This window comes from Paenibacillus sp. V4I9 (genome assembly GCF_030817295.1).
Lineage (GTDB): Bacteria > Bacillota > Bacilli > Paenibacillales > NBRC-103111 > Paenibacillus_E.
Window position 1 is genome coordinate 4,359,736 of the sequence record NZ_JAUSZE010000001.1, and the last position, 18,574, is coordinate 4,378,309.

Sequence of the window (18,574 nt, forward strand, 5' to 3'; positions counted from 1 at the left end):
CCCTATTCAATTCTTTCACCTTTGGTTAGGCTCAAGAACAAATCTTCCAGTGTTGGATTTTTGATTTCTACAGCAAAGAGGCTAATTCCTGCTTCCATCAAATGCTGACTTAGCTGCGGGACGTTTTCCTTATCCATCAGTGTAACGATTTGTTTTACCGCCACGGGTAAGCCTATTGGACTTTCTTGAGAAATTTCCTCAATGGCATGCACGAGTGGCGACGCCTCTAAAAGCCCCTCGGCCTTGTCGGCCGGAGACACGGTCCACACGACTTTGCCGCCTTGAGCGACCAAATCATCGACGGCTCCCACTTGTATAACTTCACCATGACTAATAATGGCTACGCGATGGCACATTTGCTGAATCTCACTAAGCAAGTGACTGGACACGAACAAGCTAAGTCCACCCGCAGCCAAACGCTGAATGAACTCCCTCATTTCCTTAATCCCTTGTGGATCAAGACCATTCGTCGGCTCGTCCAATATCAATAAACTAGGCCGTCCAAGCAGTGCCTGTGCAATACCAAGTCGTTGACGCATACCTAGGGAATAAGTACGTACCTTATCATGAATACGTTGATCCATGGAGACGATCTGGGCGACCTCTTGGATCCGTTTCTCATCGACATTAGGCAGCATTCTTGCAAAATGCTCGAGATTTTCCCAACCTGTCAAATAGGAATACAGCTCGGGATTCTCGACGATACAACCGACATGGCGCATCGCTTGATTATGCTCCTTGCGAACATCGTGCCCACAAATCTGAATAGACCCTTCAGTCGGACGTATTAAATCAACGAGCATGCGAATCGTCGTTGTTTTACCTGATCCATTGGGTCCTAAGAAACCAAAAATCTCACCCGCGTATACATCAAATGATATCCCTTTAATAATCTCTTTATTTTTAATTCGTTTTTTTAAATTTTTCACAGATAAAACCGTTGTTGGAACCGCTGCTACAGCCATCTGCTTGGCCTCCCCTACTTCAGAATTTGTACAATCCGATCGGCAATGCGCTCATAGCCGTCCCCGTTAGGATGAAAATGATCGGCTGAAGACAAATATTTGATCAAATTTTGTTCAAACAAATCATAGGTTGGGACAATAGCCATTCGAGGATAACGATTCATCATCTCAAAGACACTGTTATTCCATCGCTGTACAATAAGCGAACCTTCTTTTTTGGGATCTAAATCAAGAAAAGGATGATATAAGCCAACATACAACACAGTTGCATTCGGATTGGCCTTATTAATTGCTTGAATAACCTTATCCATTTTGGCCAGCGCAGGTTCTACGCGTTTCAGCGCACCCTCGGGGTTAAACTCCGTCTGATTTTCTCCTTTAAAAAGCCCGTCCCCGCCGGCAAAAATATCATTTCCACCAATCGTGAGTAAAATGATATCCGCCTGAGCCAGTGCGTCCTGCGTCTTTTTAAGCGCTAAATCAGAGAGAAGCTGGTCACTCTTATAGCCTGGAATCGCCAGATTATTAAGTACGAATACCGGCTTACCGCTTTCCTTCTCCAGCTTTTCGCGGACACGTCCTACGTAACCCTTGCCAGTATTGTCGCCTGTTCCTGCAGTCAATGAATCACCAAGAGCAACAATCTGAAGCTTACTTTTACTCTCAATCATTGTTTCTTTCTTTGGTGTAGTCGCTACAAGATTGAGGTCTCCGGATGCTTTGGGAAACCATATTTGATTCGCCGCGTAAGCAAAGCCTACTGCGAAAACAATCGTAGATATCGAGGCTGTAAGGCCAATTGCGCCCCACATAAAGCGTGATGATCTCAAGGAAGTCCCCTCCTGCGAATAAATGGCATAATTCACTCTAAGAGTATAGCTTCTTGAATAAATTTGCAAACATTACAATACGGAACGGACCCAAAAGAGATCTTTGGGTTAGCACTTTCATTTATTTTGAAAATGTATACTGGTTTCAAAAAAGCTGGCTGTATTATAACAAAAATGCGGATCAGGCAGAGCCAGTGCTGTCTGAGACGTCCATTTGGGATGCTCTTGGCAGTTCGATACCGTATTGGGTGCTGAAACTGCTAAAAGTATGCTAAAACCATGGCTAGACTGGTAAAGGTAGGCTGAGAAGATGTTATCCGAGCTTTCAGTTGAGTCAGGAATGATGCATTGGCGCATAGGCTCGGAAACTGAGCTTTCACCCGCTGTTTACCGAGATAAGCTCGAAAACCGAGCCTATTGTATACCAAAACCATGATGAGGCTGGTATGCGTAAGCTGAGTAGCCTTTTTCATCAACACCAGACATTCACTTCCGTGCACAAACTTGCTGTATTCACCGAAAAAAGCCGTTTAACCGCCGCAGCAGTTAAACAGCTTTTTCTCGGAACGTTAAACCGCATCCTGCAAAAATTTGTATTGGGCTTGAATAAGTCCAAAGTAAATCTTTTGTTCTTTCATGAGTTCCTCATGATTACCGATCTCCATCATACGCCCATGATCGAGCACTACGATTTTATCAGCATTCCGAATCGTAGAAAGTCTGTGCGCGACGATAAAAGAGGTTCGACCAGCAAGCAGCGTTTTGAGAGCTTCCTGAATTTTGAGCTCAGTATCCGTATCAATACTAGCTGTTGCTTCATCCAGGATGAGAACACGAGGATTCGCAAGCAGTGCGCGAGCGAAGGAAATCAACTGACGCTGACCCATCGAGAGTACGTTACCGCGCTCTTGAACCTCTGTATCATAGCCACCTGGCAAACTCATGATAAAATCGTGTGCATGAACAGCCTTAGCTACAAGCTCAATCTCTTCATTCGTAGCATCTAGTCGACCGAAGCGGATATTCTCCCGAATCGTGCCAGAGAAAATAAACGTATCTTGAAGCACGACGCCGATCTGAGACCGTAAGCTTTGGATAGTTACATGACGAATATCTTGGCCATCGATAAGTATTTTGCCTTCATTTGGGTCATAGAAACGGCATAATAAATTCATAATCGTACTTTTACCCGATCCTGTATGACCAACCAGCGCGATGGATTGACCAGCCTGTACATCCAGATTAATGCCGTTGAGTGCTGGTCTCCCAGGCTCATATTCAAACACAAGATTCTCAAACTTCACATTCCCTTGGATACTTGATAGATCTTTAGCACCCTCGATTTCAGCCACAGTAGGTTCCTCATCAATAAACTCGAAGATCCGCTCCGCTGAAGCCATAGCAATGAGCAGTTGCGAATACATTTGTCCTAACCGCGTAATTGGTTCCCAGAAATAGCCTATGTAAGTAGCGAAAGCAACCAACAAACCGACCGATATTTCTTCCGTTTGAATTAAATGAGCGCCTAGCCAGAACAGAATGCAATAGCCAACAGCTCCCGTAATTTCAATGAGAGGACCAAACGATTGATTGAGCATCGAAGCACGGTTCCAAGACAAACGATTGACCATATTCATTTTCGTGAAGAATTGAATATTTTCTTTTTCTTGTGTATAGGCCTGTGTAACCTTGATGCCTTGTATACATTCATTTAAATGCGCATTCAGACGGGATTGCTTCATCGTCACGTCCTGCCAAGCACGACGAATCTTTTTCCGAAGCTGAGTCGATATGAGGAACATAATTGGAACCGTCACGATGATCGCTGCGCCTAATTTGAAATTAAACGTCAACAAAATAATAATAATGCCGCAGAGCTGTACAACATCAATTAATAAGTTAACAACACCGTTCGTGAACAAATCTTGCAAAGAATTCACGTAGTTCGTTACTCGAACGAGCACCGAGCCTGCCGGGCGTGTATCGAAGAAACGAAACGACAGCTTCTGAATATGACTGAATAAATCATGACGGAGATCGTAGATGACGCGCTGACCAATCATATTCGTATATTTAATACGGAATGTATTGGCTAGCCATTGAATGACATATACGGCAAACATGATCCCAACAATTAGGAAAAGTAGATTCTTATCCTTCGGAATGATGGAATTATCAATGGCTTCACGAATGAGCAGCGGAATGGTCAGCTTGGTGATTGCTCCTACCAACATCATAATGATGATAATAGGCAGCATCTGTTTCTTATAAGGCTTCATATAACTAAATAAACGTTTTAACTGACCCCAATCAAAAGGCTTTTCAATCAGTTCATCATCTTGATATACGAATCGTTGCCCCGCTTGGGAATCTTCTCTTTTGGCAGATGCCTCGGTTTGCGCCGAATTAGTACTCAATGTGCTAACCTTCTTTCTTGCGATGGAGAATGGTTTATCGTATCCAAATCCGGATCCTTTGTTGCCGCAGCCTGGCTGCTTGCAGCCGATTTCTGAGGCCCATCCGCATACTGAATATGATAGGTTTGACGGTAAAGACCTTCCTGCTGCAGCAGGTCCTGATGTGTGCCTCTTTGCACAATCCGACCTTTATCCAGAACAATAATTTCATCGGCATGCTTCAAGGAAGAAATCCGGTGAGCAATGATGAATGTTGTACGCCCTTTCATAACCTCGCCGAAGCCTGCTTGAATCTCATGTTCCGTTTCCATATCAACCGCGCTTGTCGCGTCGTCTAGAACGAGAATTTTAGGATCCTTGATAAGCGCCCGAGCGATGGCAATCCGCTGCTTTTGACCGCCAGACAAGCCTAGTCCGCGCTCGCCAACAACCGTGTCATACCCTTCCGGAAGCTCCATAATGAAATCATGCGCTTTGGACAACTTAGCTGCTCGAATAATGTCATCCATCGTCACATCTTTACGTCCATAAGAGATATTGTTGCGGATGGTAGATGAAAACAAGAATGTTTCTTGGAAAACAGTAGCAATCTGATTGCGATAGCTCTCTACTTGTAATGAGCGAATATCTTGACCATCTAACATAACCTTGCCTTCTTTAACGTTATAGGCCCTCATTAGCAAGGAAATGACTGTTGTTTTACCCGAGCCTGTGCTGCCTAGGAGACCTATAACAGAACCAGGAGGAGCATCAACTGAGAAATCATAAAGTGCAGGCTGTTTTTCCGGATAAGAAAAAGTGACATGATCAAAACGCACATGACCTTGTACATGTTCACTCTTCAAAGCAATCGCATCTTGTTGATCTTTCACATGCATGTAATGATTCAAAACTTCCAAAATTTTCTCGCCAGAAGCTTTGGTTTGTGTAAAGTTATTGATATGAAAGCCCAGACCCCACATCGGTCCAATAATGTACCAGATGAGACTGAAGCAAGCAACGAGTTCACCTAGTGTTATGGTATTCTCGATCACCATGTATCCGCCAACTCCGAGCAAAGTAACGACACTTAAATTCGCCAAAATCTCCATGATCGGAAAATACTTCGCCCAGATCCCTGAGGTTTCGATATTCATGGCCTTATAATCCTCATTGCGTGCTGAAAACTTCGTTACTTCATGAGGTTCTCGTGCAAACGACTTCACCGTTCGAACCCCAGTGATATTTTCTTGTACCGCAGTAGTCATCGTACTGAGAGATTGACGTACCATCCGAAAAGCCGGATGAATTTTACCTTCAAAACGAATTGCGGTAAATGCCAGAAAAGGCATCGTTATCATCGTAAGTAAAGCCAGCTTCCAGTTAATCGAGAACATCATCCCCATGCCGAAAACCAGCATCAACATCACATTTAGGAGCTGAGCAAAGCCGAAGCCGATAAACTGTCGAATGGCCTCCAAATCAGCAGTCAATCTAGACATTAAGTCCCCTGTTCTTGCCTGATCATAGTATTGAAAGGATAAGTACTGAAGCTTGTTGTACAGCGCATTACGCAAATGATACGCGACGCGGTTACCTAGACGACCTCCGCATAAGCCATGAAGAAATTGAAACATCCCCTTCATCGAAACGACCACTACGACTACAAGTGCTAATCTGGGAACGAGTTCAAATTGTTTCTGCGTGATTACGTCGTCGATTAAATACCGTAATAAATTGGGATAAACGAGACCGAGCGCGGTTGCCACCGCTAAACATGCAATTGCTCCAAAAAATAATTTTTTCTCTGGCCAAAAATACGGCTTCAGTTGCCTGAACACTTCCACTTTGGGGCCCCCTCCTCAAGAAGGATAAATTGGAAAAGCTTAGAAAGCGTTTTATTACCTAATGAATCTTAACACCATCCCTATTAGCGAGCAATCAGAGGATACGAGGATTTAAACGCTTAAATGCCCATAACTTCACAAAAACTTGCAGGAATCCACCCTATTCTTTAAAATCATCCCGATAACCATCGATGTAAGCCCTTACATGGCAATACGCAATAAAGGGTTGGCCAAGTTCAATAGAACCCGACCAACCCTTTTGTTTAACCATTAAACAAAAGCCTTTAATTGATGCTGTTTGGATATAAGTTCGTTCAAATCAATCTTCATTTCGAGAGCATCGCGAAGCCCTTCAGCATGTTCATTCAGCTGTTGCAGCATCAGATTTTTCTGAGTTGCAAGCCAGTTTTCCAACTGATTCGCATAAGCTTGTTCAAGCTCCATTGTTTGCTGATCGATAAATTCTGCCACTGGCGTGTTCATCCGATTTTCCAGATCTGCTCTAAGCTTGCTTTTGCCATCACCTTCGAAAAATTGCTTCGCATTTTTGAAATGACTATGGAGCAGCTTCAAACTTACATCTGGAACTTCTAGTTTAGACGTAATTTCAGGTGTTACGAACTTACTTGATTCATACGTTCCACTTTCGAATCCTTCCATCAACTCACCAAGCTGCTCTTCCCACCTCTTTACACGGCTGCTGCTAATCACATTCATGCGATTTTCGACCCGGAGCGTTGTGGCCAACACCTCTTGGGATAAATCGTAACCGATCATTCGCAGCAGCTCACCCCACGCAGATTGCATTGCTTGCTTCGGATCTCTGGCATCATCCCTGAAGGTCGAAGGATTAAAGGCATAATTGTATAATTCACCGAAGCGGTACATCGTGCGCTGCTTGACGTAGTATAAAAGCTCCTGAATTTCTTTCTTTAATTCTTTGAGCTCCGCGTCATAAAGGGTATTTTCCAGAAGCTCTGTTCCAGCATGCTCCGCTTGTCCGAGCTTGGTCAACTGAATCTTCCGTTCTTCCTCCCCAGACTGCGCACGCTCCAGCCATTGCTGCATGGTAGCAATCGCTCGATTCAACTCCAAATTAGCTGAATGGATTGCGACATCGCTAAGCTCATTGAACGTAAACTTCACGAATTCTTGCTCAAATGGCTGAATGCCAGATTGGGTAACCAGATCTTCATTCCCTGTTATTTTGCCCTCTGCAGCCAAATAACTGGAAATTGGATAAATACGCGGATTTCGGATGCCGTGCTGCAGCAAATTCGTTTCCACATGTTTAATTACACCATTTAATTCTTCCGAACTAGCGGCAAGATCAGCTGCATTGACGATAAAGAACATTTTATCCATCTCAAAGCTATCCTTCACACGACCGAGCTGCAAAAGAAATTCACGGTCTGCTTGAGAGAAAGCATGATTGTAATAAGTAACGAAAAGAATAGCATCCGCATTTTTAATATAGTTAAAAGCTACTCCAGTATGGCGGGCATTAATGGAGTCAGCCCCTGGTGTATCAACGAATATAATGCCTTGTTCCGTCAATGGATTGGAATAATATAATTCGATAAATTCAACAAAACAGGACTTAGATTCGTCTGCAACATAGCTTGGAAACTCGTCTTTGGTGATTTTTAGTTCGGTGCCTAAATGATCTTGGGCAAGGGCCCAACCTTTCTCCACTGCCTTCAGGAAGGAATAGTGCGGCTTCCCTTTGGCCGTAACGTCCGATGGAGAAAGTGCGCTTATGCGTTTGAGGGCCGATGCCATGTCTGTCGCCTGCACGCCGAGTATGTCCAAAGAATAGAGTACGTCCTGCAGAATCGCGTCCGTCTTCTTCATCTTGACCTTGGCTGTGCCATGCGGCCAACCTTCCTGCGGCGGCATGATCTTATTGATGGCCGCCGTCGTTGGGTTCGGCGAGACCGGCAGCACTCTTTCGCCAATCAACGCATTGGCGAAAGAGGATTTGCCGGCGCTGAAGGCGCCGAACAGCGCGATCGTGAACGTCCGCTGCCGCAGACGTTCCGATTTCTCGCGCATGGAGCGCGCGATCGACCTCATCGACGGCAGGCCCTCGATGAGGCTTGAGGCCGCCTGCAAATCGGCGGCCTTGCGCTCCATGCGCCTACCGTGTTCACCCGAGGTGAACGCGGTAGGCATGGCAGCTGCCTCCCCTGGGGCAGCTGTAGTGCCTGCGGCTGCCGATGCCGTGGCAGCGGCCTGCAGGATCGTGCCCATGGAGGTCACGTGCAGTCCCCCGCTAAGCGGGGCGGCTGCCGTCTCCTCCATGGCCGTGTACTGCTGCGCAGCCGGCAGCGCCGGCGCAGGCGGTCTAGGCCAGCTGGCCATGCGCAGCAGCTGGGCCTCTGCCTCCGCCTCGGCTTCCTCGAGGCGCTGCAGTTCCCGGCAAGCGCTGAGGCGGACGCCCAGCGCTTCGAGCTCTGCCGCAAGCGCGTCAGCCGCTTGCGCACCCCCTTCGCGGACTGCAGCCGCGAGCAGATCAATCACCGCAAACGCCTGTTTGCGGTACTGCTGTTTAATATCGGAAGACACCTGCTTCATGTAGTTGAGCGTATATTCGCCGCCGAAGGTTGCGCCAGCATTCACTTGAGCAGCAAGCCACTGTATCGTCACGTCAACCTTCAGCGCTTCGATTTGCGCTGTAAGAGCAGGATCATGCTGCCCTTGCTCCTGAGCAGCCTTTTTCAAAGCATCCCTCAGATGCCAATCCAGCTGCGCTTCTACCTGCTCAGCCAAATCCGCCTGAAACGTTCCCAGGCGTTTCTCCGTCTCCAAAACTGTTTGCGCAGCTCTAGAGAAAAAGCCTACCTTGAACCCGGGCTTACGGCTCTCCAAATACGCATGAGCCTGATCCCTAGTCAAGGCTGGTGTTATATTGGCATTCTCGATAATCATGCCAACTTCCTTACGGAGGGCCGCCGTTAAAGCTTCCGGCCGTCCCTTCACCGCAGCAAGCTCTTCCTGCTTCGCTGCAGCTTGCGCCTGAATCTCCTGCACGTCACCTTCCTGGCTGATTTGCTCCATAAGCTCCGCTTTCTGCGGCTCATGCTGATCAGCCAACCACTTGCCGTGCTCTGCTGCAAGATAACGCGCGGATGCATCGATGCTGAAGCTTCGCAGATCATCACCTCGCTCAATTAAACGACTTAGGAGCCATTGCAGCTTCGCATACTCATTATGCGGATGGTTCGGCTCCTTCATGGTCACGAACAGCAAATCATCCGGCTCGATGCCCCAGCTTAGAAAAGCTTGCTTCGTCCCCTCCTTATACTGTGTAAAAGGAAGCTCCCATTCTTTGTGCTTATCAATCATATTTACAACCAAATAGAGCGGCTTTCCCCACTCCTTCATCTTCTTCGTAAACGCGAGATTGACTTCGGATTGGACATGGTTGTAATCCATAACATAGAAAACTACATCTGCTAGATGTAAAGCCGATTCCGTAGATTGATGATGAGCATCATCCGTAGAATCAATTCCAGGAGTATCAAGCAGCGCCGTTTGACTGCCCAGAAATGGAATCGGATAGGAAATCTCTACCGTTTCAATGTCGGTACCATTGACGCAATACGCTTCTAATTCTTCAAGCGCAATCGTTTTCGGTTTTCCCAGATTATTTGCTGTGCTATCCTTCACGCGATGCGTAACATGAGCACCTGGTGATCCATTACGAATACTCACGATATTTGCACTTGTTGGAATCGGGCTGGATGGCAGCAAGGCGTGCCCACAAAGCTGATTAATCAGCGTCGATTTCCCCGCTGAGAAATGACCGCAGAACGCTATATTCATCTGTCCAGCGTCTAATTTATCAAGCAGCTGACCTAGCTTGCTTGCATTGTCGTAATCCCCTTTTGTTTGCAGATTAACCTGCATGTTCCTGATCGCATCCGGCATGACCGAGATGCTTATATCCACCATTTGCGTCATTCGTCCATTCCGCTCCTTATGATCCGTTCTTCTATTCAAACATAACAGAAAAAAATCTCCCAAAGGGAGATTTAGGTTTTAGGACATAACTGCTTTTTCTTTTTCCGGCAAGAAAATCTCAAAGACATCGCGATGCTGCAAAATCGTAATGTCGGTGTCTTTAACTTTCATAACTACGACTTCGGATTTCGTTTTCATCTTGTCTATGTAATTCTGAGGAACTTCACCGGATTCACTGACTGTTACACCTTCAATGACTTTTTCCTCATTATCGGCTAGGGGCGTGTTAATTACTTGCTCATAAATATCAGAGAACAGTTCAAAGCTATTGGTGTATACGGCGATGCATTTCATTTCAAATCCCATCCTTTGTCTGCATATCATTTGTTTGTAATAGTTTTCCTAGTTGCACTTGGTTTCATACGTTTCTTACCCTCACGGCAACTGTCCAACAATGGACATATCGTGCATTGCGGGTTCTGAGCTTTGCAGTGATACCGACCGAAGAATATAAGACGATGATGTGTTTGTGTCCACTCTTTGCGCGGAACCTTCTTCATCAGCTTCTTTTCAACTTCAAGTACCGAATCGTCCCAGCCAACTAATCCTAATCTTTTGGAGACTCGCTCTACATGGGTGTCTACCGCAATAGCAGGTACCCCGAAAGCGTTCGATACGACGACATTTGCCGTTTTACGGCCTACACCGGGCAGTTCGACCAAGTGTTCGTGCTTCTCTGGAATTTCGCCTTCAAACTTGTCCAGCAGCAATTGACACAACTTTTGAATATTGCTTGCCTTATTTCGAAATAATCCTATCCGTCGAATGTCTTGCTCCAGTTCCGTAAGTGGAACGGCCAAGTAGTCTTCAGGACGCTTATATTTCTGAAATAAATCCAATGTCACCTTATTCACGATTTCATCGGTGCATTGAGCCGATAATAATACTGCAATCGTTAACTCAAACGGATTACTGTGGCGCAACTCGCAATGTGCATCCGGAAAGAGCTCACCGATTGTATCCAAAATATGCCTTACTAACTTCTGTGTCATGTCTTTACTTCCTTAGGGTCGTAATAATCTCCAGTGTAGCGAATTGTGGCGTTAGAATCAATGCTTGAAAGCGTCAAAATGCGAACATTTTCTAAATAATTGCCATATTTATTTTATAAATTAGAAAAAAACCGCCTGTCTTAGAAGTCAAGCTCCTAATATACAGACGGATGAACTTATTTTTCGTTCAAAATTATTTCTCAATCTCAACAATTTTATCGTCTAACACATAAAGAGTTACTTGATCTCCAGCTGCAAAGGATGATACCGACACAACGTCTGTTCCCTTATGGAAATAGGCTCTTGGGAAAATACTATAAGCGGTTTTTTCTCCGGAGCTTATAGCTTTGAAGTAAAATTGGTTAACGACATTATTATAATTATCCACTTCCCGCTTAGATCCCACAGCTACTTGAATAAGCATTTTGTCATTGGCGTCTTTCATCACTTGAACACGATCGCCCACTTTGATGGAAGTGAAACTCCATGCTACGCCGCCATTAAGCTTAATGTCATAATTGCTGCCTGCGTTAATCACTTGACTTTTGCCTGAAAAATCTTGAACGGTTAAACTTGTGCTAGCTGCATTCACAGCTGTAACCTTACCGCGTACAGGACTGATCAGCTCTGCTTTTACAACAGCTAAACCTTTGAACGTCAGCTTGACATAATCATCAAGAGCAAAATCTGTAATAGAACCTACACTTTGATCCGCTTTAATGATTGGAACGCCGTCCAGGGAAATGACATACGAAGTGTTCGCCTCATCCGTCACGGTAATTTGCTTGCTGTTCACGTTAGATAAAATTGTTTTATAAAGTGCCGTTTTACTCGTCACGATTTTTGTGACAATCCCCTGATCAAAGCTTAGTAATAGACTTATATTGTCCCCAACTTTTAGATCCGACAGTGTACTGTTAGGCTTATTTGCAAGCTCAACCTGTGGAGCGTAATTAAGCTTGAACGTCAAGCTTTGACCGCTGTCCGTTTTCAATGTTATATCATTTGTTTGTAAATTTAATTGCGTTAATGCGCCATCCAGTTGGGAGGACATTTGAATTTGAGTAACGTTATCTTTTGACACAAGCAAATCTACATATTTACCGGCCGTAAATGTGCTGCTAAAGTTTGCAAAAGGAAGCTTCATTCCTGCATATGAAATGGAAACTGTATCTTTTAAAATATAAGCATGCGGTTTACCTGTATTATCTATAACGGTTAATAATTTCGAAGCTTGATCGTATGAAATAATTTTTGCAAAGTATAAGTTCTCAATTGAACGGTTGGTTACTGTAATTAAAGTCACTTTGTTATTCAAAACATCTAGCTTGAGCTCATCACCTGGAGCAATATCATAAATACTAGCCGTGGCTAAACCATTAATTCTGACTTGCACGTTATCGCTAAGAACATAGGATGCTAATGCCCCGCCAGCTGACTTAGTTATCGTTAAATATGTTTTGTCATCACTCAAATCTTTGAGTGTCCCCTCAACACTTACACCGACATCCGCTTGCTTTTTAATTACGATCTTCACTATTTCACTATTCTTGACCGTATACTCTACCGAATCTCCAACGTGAAGAGAATTGATATCTACGAGGCTGTTATCTGGTAAAGTCGCAATCAAATTACTTGAGAAACCATATGTTTCAGGCTGCCCAGATACGGTGTCAAGAAGCGTAATTTGCATGGCATCTTTATTAAGCGTTTGAATCGCGCCTTCTGCTGTTTTATTAACAGGTACCTGTTTAACTATGATGGACGTGTATTTATCGGTTTTGACAATCTTGCTTTTACGCAATTGAATCGTACTGCCATTTACGATAGAACCTAGGCTCAGGCCACGTCCTTCCGTATCAGTTACAGCGACATCCGGTGCTAAATCATAGCTCTCAAAGTCATCCAATGTGGCCTTGAGACTGCCCATATTCAATTTCAATAATTTACCCTCATGAATATCCAGCTGAAGCTCATCGCTAATAATTTCAACATAGTAGGCTGTTCCATTCACTTGTACGAGCGAAACCTCAAACGTTTCTTGCAGCGTTTTCGCAGCTATTGCCGTATCATTTTTATTACCGTAGAACACTGTGTTCGGTGAAAGTTTATATGTACTCGTATTGCCGTCTCTATCCATAAGGCCAATAGTGCCGCTTGTTAAGCTTGTCATGTACCCTTTCACAGCACGTGAAGGCAATGTAGCTAACTCCTTTTGGGAGCGACTTAAAAAGGCTGCCATTTGAGCACGCGTGACCGCCCCTTTAGGTTGGAACGTGCCATCTTCAAAGCCATCAACAACTTTCAAAGCAACTGCTGCATTAACAAAGCCCAATGTTGAGTTGCTAATGTCATTATTATCTTTGAAAGCCGTTGGTGTTGTCGATAAGCTTTGTGCGGTGGTTGCCTTCCCTATAGCACGAATTACCACTTCAGCTACCCATTCTCTCGTTGCCTTCCGCTGGCCCCATTTATCTTTGGACTTATCGCTTTGGCTTCTTACTTTCTCTTCCTCGTTGGAGATTAAGCCTTTCTGCAGAGCAATTGCTACATAATTACGCGCATAGTTATCAACCAGCATGAAATCAGGAAACACCGTTGCAGTCGTCATAGCATCTACATCGCCTTGCAAGCCCATCATACGAGTAGCCATAATAAGGACATCTTGCTGTGAAACCGAGTTCTCTGCTCGATAAGCCCCATCCTCGTAGCCTTCAATAATGCCTTCCAAAGCAAGCTTGGATATATGTCGAATGCCCCAATAGTCCGATTTTACGTCAGGGAAAGAAAGCTTAACATTACTTGTTGATGTCGTATTAACTGACTCTGCTGCCAAAACGGGTATCCCCGCCAGGCTTGTAATAATTAAAGAGCTAACAATTGCACTTGCTAATTTCTTGTTTCTCATCGTTGATTTAGACTCCTCTGCTACTACGTTTAATTAGGTCGTTTAATTGGGTACGGAAGCTCTAGATGCCCCATTAAGCTATCCACTTGTTTGCCGTTTTTCAGCACATATAATGACTTCACTTCTGGAAATTGAAACACGGTTTTCTTCAAAGCTTGCAAAAACAACTCCTCACCCGGAGCGCCTAATTGCGTTTTGGGGCCAAATTTAAGATCTATCTTTAATTCTCCCTTAGCTTTATCAAACGAAGCACTTGTGAAAGTAAGATCATCAAATAAAGGAATCGCTTTTGGATCATCACTCTTTTTGAGTGCGTTAAGTGCGGCTTCATACACGTCAGCATCCTGTTTATAGCTGATTGTGACTTCTTTTTCTATAAGTTTCATTTCGTCCTGATCACTGTAAAAGGCTTTGATCTTTTTTTGCAATAAAGGTTCTGGTGTTGGTGTTGGCGTTGGTGCAGGACTTTGAACCACAGTTGTAGGGGTCGGCGCAATTGTAGCTTGCGGTGTTGCACCACCGACGAGCTGACCTTTCTGACCGCAGGCGGTTACAGACAACGTGATGGCACTTACAAGAAGCACCCCATGGATTAGGCGACTTGTTTTGGTCATCTCATTCACTCCTTAGCGTTTTGCATAGCAAAACGAACTTCGAAAGCATACGCTTAAGGCTTTCGTCTCTTATTTGAGGTTCAGGTATTCTTTGATGGCAGCAACGATAGAAGCCGCTACTTTGTCTTGAAAAGCTTCCTTGTACATGGCAGATTCATCGTTCTTATTGGACAAATACCCCACTTCGACTAGAACAGCCGGCATTGTCGTTTTCGTGATGACCCTGAAATCAGCTTGGCGTACCTTGCGATCAGGAAATCCAGCAGCAGCAACCACATTTTTGTGGATGACATTAGCAAAAGCTATGCTTTCCGGTCTGTTATAATACGTTTCCGTTCCTGATACCGAAGCTTTTGCGCTATTTCCGTGGATCGATAAGAAAAGATCAGACTGATTGTCGTTCCCAAAAGAAACCCGGTCATCCAGTGGAATGAACGTATCATCAGAACGAGTCATAAGGACATTAACCCGCTTGTCCTGAACAAGAAGCTTCTCTACCTTCTTCGCTGTAACGAGTGTAAAATCCTTCTCATGCTTGCCAGTTATGGATAATGCACCAGGATCATTATCCCCGTGCCCTGCATCAATCACCACGGTTAACTTATGCTCTACTATCGCGGCTGTCCATTGATTCGGAAGCTTAGACGGCTGTACGCGGTAGTCAGCTGAACCTTTCAGATCCAAAATAATTCTCACCGTAGCCGGGTTATCAGAAAAGTTAGAAAAGCGCACTTTCTCAACCAGAGGATGTATAGAAGGCAGCTCCCCTGCATTATTTACAAGCAATTTTTGGAGAGATGGATCTAAAGAAGTGTTAGGGAAGTCAAAAACGATGCGATTCGGGTTCGATAATTTCATCATAGTCGGAACTAAAGAACCGTCTTTCGCAGCTACGGCTAACTCCTTCTCAGAAAGCACAATCGAAGTCAACAAGTGCACATTTGGATCGGGTATATTCGTTCCTGGATTTGTGCCAGTGCCCGGTACTGGCGGTTTTGGGGGCGTTACTTCGCCATGATTGTGATCATCTACAACATCGATGGGTCCTGTGACTGGTTTGGAATCGGAATCATCCTTTTTGAACATATGAACAGAAGAGGTTAAAGAGTCCCACTTAAATTCAATACCCATAAGTTGACCAATGAAACGAAGTGGAAGCATCGTATTGCCTTTTTCGATGATTGGCGCTACTTCTAAGCTTTCCTTCTTACCTTTAATCAGGGCCGTTTTACTGTCGATAACCAATTGAATGTTCATATCGTCTTTGACGATGGTTACCATGCGTGTGGATTCATCCCAACTCACCTTTGCACCTATTTCTTCAACGATAATTCTTACAGGTACAATCGTATTGCCACTTACGATACGTGGCTGGACTTCGTTAGACACAAGCTTTTTTTCATTCATATAAAGCTTAATTCCGCTGGTGGATTCAGCTCCCATCGCATAAGTAGGGAGAAGCAGCATGCAAACTAGCAGCATTAAACAAAATGCAGGAAATTTCATCATTCACCTCTATGTAATGTCGGAATTGGGGTCTTAAATTCATACTCTTAAAATCTATCTTTTATAAACTAGCAGCAACGTGTCCATTTTACCAAAATAATCATATGCCCGACAGCAAAACCTCCGTCCAATCGACAATCTAGTAATCTATTAGACGCGGAAAACTGCCAAAAGTTGCAAAAAAAGAAGAAGAAAAAAACCTAGCCAAAAGCTAGGTCTGAATTCTTGCAACTTGAACAAAAAAGACGCAACCAATGCAAGAGCTCATTGGATTGCGTCTTCTATGATCACATTTTATTTATAAGCCAAACGTTTTTGGTGAGCTTGTTCATAAGCTGTGATTTTCTCTTCATGTTGAAGTGTTAAGCCGATGTCATCCAAGCCTTGCAGCAAGAACTGACGACGGTGCTCATCCAAATCAAACTGAATTTTTAAGCCGTATTCATCAGTGAGAGTTTTGTTCTCAAGATCGACATTCAGCTTGTAGCCTTCATGCTTCGCTGTACGGGCGAACAAATCATCAACTTGCTCTTCCGATAGCTTGATTGGCAGAATGCTGTTTTTGAAGCAGTTGTTGTAGAAGATATCCGCATAAGACGGAGCAATAATGACGCGGAAGCCGAAATCTTGAATAGCCCAAGGTGCATGCTCACGGGAAGATCCGCAGCCGAAGTTCGCTCTGGAGAGCAGAACGGAAGCTCCTTGATAACGATCTTGGTTTAGTGCGAAGTTCTCGATAACGTTACCCGCTTCATCCCATCTCCATTCAAAGAAGAGGAATTGACCGAAACCGGAACGCTCAATTCTTTTAAGAAATTGCTTAGGAATAATGGCATCTGTATCTACATTCACGCGATCTACAGGACCGACTAGGCCTGTATGTTGTTTAAAAGCTTCCATGTTTTCATTCTCCTTAAAGTTTTGCTTTAGCAAAACTAGCATCGTAAGCATTGCCTTAATCAGCCCAAATTAAGCTTTTTGGTATTCTTTGATTTCCCAATCACGAACGTCGTAGAAATGACCTTTGATTGCTGCAGCAACAGCCATTGCTGGAGACACGAGATGCGTACGTCCACCGCGGCCTTGACGACCTTCGAAGTTACGGTTGGATGTCGAAGCACAGCGTTGACCTGGTTGCAGAACGTCTGGGTTCATGGCCAAACACATACTGCAGCCCGCATCGCGCCATTCGAAGCCAGCACCCTCAAAAATTTTGTCCAAGCCTTCTTTCTCAGCTTGAATTTTAACGCGTCCGGAACCTGGAACTACGATAGCTGTAACGCTTGGATCTACCGTATAACCTTGTGCAATTTTAGCAGCTGCACGAAGATCCTCGATACGTCCATTTGTACAAGAACCGATGAAGACATAATCAACTTTCAGTTCTGTCATTGGTGTTCCTGGTGTTAAATCCATATATTCAAGCGCTTTTTCAGCAGCTTTACGTTCATTTTCTGTTTCGAAGCTTTGCGGATCCGGAACTAGTGCTGTAATACTCGTCCCCATTCCCGGGCTAGTTCCCCAGGTCACTTGCGGAATCAAGGAATCAGCATCAAACTCCAGCACCCAATCATACGTAGCGCCTTCGTCTGTAACAAGGTTAGACCATTCTGCGACTGCAGCGTCAAAGTCAGCACCTTGTGGAACGTATTCACGACCACGCAGGTAGTTAAATGTTGTTTCGTCAGGTGCAATAAGACCTGCTCTAGCTCCACCTTCAATGGACATGTTACAAACCGTCATACGCTCTTCCATGGAAAGACCACGAATCGCTTCGCCGGTATATTCAATTACATAACCCGTTGCAAAATCTGTACCGTATTTAGCAATAACGCCAAGAATCAAATCTTTCGCAGTTACGCCTGGTTTCAGATTGCCTGTAATGCGTACTTCCAATGATTTTGCTCTGGATTGTTGCAGTGTTTGTGTAGCAAGAACGTGCTCCACTTCACTTGTTCCAATACCGAAAGCAAGTGCGCCGAATGCGCCATGTGTCGAAGTGTGGCTATCTCCGCAAACGATTGTTTTACCTGGATGTGTAAGTCCTAGCTCAGGTCCCATAACGTGTACAACACCTTGGTCAAGGCTGTCTAGGTCGAACAACGTAACGCCGAAATCACGGCAGTTTTGCGAAAGTGTATCAATTTGTTGTTTGGAAATAGGATCAGTGATATTGAAACGATCCTTAGTAGGTACGTTATGATCCATCGTCGCAAACGTTAGGTCTGGTCTGCGAACTTTGCGACCCGATAAACGAAGGCCTTCGAAAGCTTGCGGTGAAGTTACTTCATGAACAAGCTGCAAATCAATATAGATTACGCTGGGCTTGCCTTCTTCCTGGTTAATAACGTGATTATCCCAAATCTTCTGAAACATTGTCTTTTTACTCATATCCAGTCACCTCTTGTCATTATCCGCTCTAATTGTTAATGTCTTACCCTCATAACGTAGTTTAACACGGATAACGTCATAGCTCCAAGATATAATAAC

The 18,574-nt window shown here is 44.4% G+C and carries 13 protein-coding genes; 1 reads left to right on the plus strand and 12 read right to left on the minus strand.

The genetic code is table 11. The features are described 5' to 3' along the window. Positions 1–2 precede the first annotated feature (2 nt). Both QFZ81_RS20465 and QFZ81_RS20470 read right to left on the minus strand, forming a co-directional pair. The gene (locus tag QFZ81_RS20465; RefSeq protein WP_307604500.1) at positions 3–965 is read right to left on the minus strand and encodes an ABC transporter ATP-binding protein; all 963 of its coding nucleotides are present in this window, start codon (positions 963–965) and stop codon (positions 3–5) included. 14 nt (positions 966–979) lie between these two features. After that, the gene (locus QFZ81_RS20470; RefSeq protein ID WP_307441896.1) at positions 980–1,795 is read right to left on the minus strand and encodes a GDSL-type esterase/lipase family protein; all 816 of its coding nucleotides are present in this window, start codon (positions 1,793–1,795) and stop codon (positions 980–982) included. A 53-nt stretch (positions 1,796–1,848) separates the two neighbouring features. Here QFZ81_RS20470 and QFZ81_RS20475 point away from each other — a divergent pair, with 53 nt between their 5' ends. Next, on the plus strand, positions 1,849–2,070 hold the full coding sequence (locus QFZ81_RS20475) for a hypothetical protein (protein ID WP_307441894.1): 222 nt from the start codon (positions 1,849–1,851) through the stop codon (positions 2,068–2,070). A 294-nt stretch (positions 2,071–2,364) separates the two neighbouring features. Here QFZ81_RS20475 and QFZ81_RS20480 read toward each other — a convergent pair whose 3' ends face one another. The 10 genes from QFZ81_RS20480 to leuC form a co-directional block, all read right to left on the minus strand. Then, complete coding sequence (locus QFZ81_RS20480; protein WP_307441892.1) at positions 2,365–4,212, minus strand: ABC transporter ATP-binding protein; 1,848 nt, start codon at positions 4,210–4,212, stop codon at positions 2,365–2,367. Further along, on the minus strand, positions 4,209–6,038 hold the full coding sequence (locus QFZ81_RS20485; protein WP_307441889.1) for an ABC transporter ATP-binding protein: 1,830 nt from the start codon (positions 6,036–6,038) through the stop codon (positions 4,209–4,211). Before QFZ81_RS20485 ends, QFZ81_RS20480 begins: the two co-directional genes overlap by 4 nt. 270 nt (positions 6,039–6,308) lie before the next feature. Next, positions 6,309–10,004 carry a dynamin family protein gene (locus QFZ81_RS20490; protein ID WP_307604502.1) on the minus strand — a complete coding sequence of 1,232 codons (3,696 nt, stop codon included), beginning with the start codon at positions 10,002–10,004 and terminating at the stop codon, positions 6,309–6,311. 78 nt (positions 10,005–10,082) lie between these two features. Then, complete coding sequence (locus tag QFZ81_RS20495) at positions 10,083–10,358, minus strand: NAD/NADP transhydrogenase alpha subunit (RefSeq protein WP_307441886.1); 276 nt, start codon at positions 10,356–10,358, stop codon at positions 10,083–10,085. A 26-nt stretch (positions 10,359–10,384) separates the two neighbouring features. After that, the gene (gene nth / locus QFZ81_RS20500; protein ID WP_307604504.1) at positions 10,385–11,056 is read right to left on the minus strand and encodes an endonuclease III; all 672 of its coding nucleotides are present in this window, start codon (positions 11,054–11,056) and stop codon (positions 10,385–10,387) included. A gap of 193 nt (positions 11,057–11,249) precedes the next feature. Continuing rightward, the gene (locus QFZ81_RS20505) at positions 11,250–13,964 is read right to left on the minus strand and encodes an S-layer homology domain-containing protein (RefSeq protein WP_307604506.1); all 2,715 of its coding nucleotides are present in this window, start codon (positions 13,962–13,964) and stop codon (positions 11,250–11,252) included. 29 nt (positions 13,965–13,993) lie between these two features. Next, a complete protein-coding gene (locus QFZ81_RS20510; protein WP_307604508.1) occupies positions 13,994–14,578 on the minus strand; it encodes a GerMN domain-containing protein in 585 nt (194 codons plus the stop codon). A gap of 69 nt (positions 14,579–14,647) precedes the next feature. Then, complete coding sequence (locus QFZ81_RS20515) at positions 14,648–16,087, minus strand: N-acetylmuramoyl-L-alanine amidase family protein (RefSeq protein WP_307604510.1); 1,440 nt, start codon at positions 16,085–16,087, stop codon at positions 14,648–14,650. A 291-nt stretch (positions 16,088–16,378) separates the two neighbouring features. Beyond that, positions 16,379–16,984 (minus strand): 3-isopropylmalate dehydratase small subunit, encoded by a 606-nt coding sequence (leuD, locus tag QFZ81_RS20520; protein WP_307604512.1) that lies wholly within the window; start codon positions 16,982–16,984, stop codon positions 16,379–16,381. A 69-nt stretch (positions 16,985–17,053) separates the two neighbouring features. Then, complete coding sequence (gene leuC / locus QFZ81_RS20525; protein WP_307604514.1) at positions 17,054–18,475, minus strand: 3-isopropylmalate dehydratase large subunit; 1,422 nt, start codon at positions 18,473–18,475, stop codon at positions 17,054–17,056. Between the last annotated feature and the right edge of the window lie 99 nt (positions 18,476–18,574).

What these genes read in the sequence shown, in the direction of transcription:
- QFZ81_RS20465 (WP_307604500.1), bottom strand. Translation starts at nt 965, where the DNA reads ATGGCTGTAGCAGCGGTTCCAACAACGGTTTTATCTGTGAAAAATTTA.
- QFZ81_RS20490 (WP_307604502.1), bottom strand. Translation starts at nt 10,004, where the DNA reads ATGACGCAAATGGTGGATATAAGCATCTCGGTCATGCCGGATGCGATC.
- QFZ81_RS20495 (WP_307441886.1), bottom strand. Translation starts at nt 10,358, where the DNA reads ATGAAATGCATCGCCGTATACACCAATAGCTTTGAACTGTTCTCTGAT.
- nth (WP_307604504.1), bottom strand. Translation starts at nt 11,056, where the DNA reads ATGACACAGAAGTTAGTAAGGCATATTTTGGATACAATCGGTGAGCTC.
- QFZ81_RS20505 (WP_307604506.1), bottom strand. Translation starts at nt 13,964, where the DNA reads ATGAGAAACAAGAAATTAGCAAGTGCAATTGTTAGCTCTTTAATTATT.
- QFZ81_RS20510 (WP_307604508.1), bottom strand. Translation starts at nt 14,578, where the DNA reads ATGACCAAAACAAGTCGCCTAATCCATGGGGTGCTTCTTGTAAGTGCC.
- QFZ81_RS20515 (WP_307604510.1), bottom strand. Translation starts at nt 16,087, where the DNA reads ATGATGAAATTTCCTGCATTTTGTTTAATGCTGCTAGTTTGCATGCTG.
- leuD (WP_307604512.1), bottom strand. Translation starts at nt 16,984, where the DNA reads ATGGAAGCTTTTAAACAACATACAGGCCTAGTCGGTCCTGTAGATCGC.
- leuC (WP_307604514.1), bottom strand. Translation starts at nt 18,475, where the DNA reads ATGAGTAAAAAGACAATGTTTCAGAAGATTTGGGATAATCACGTTATT.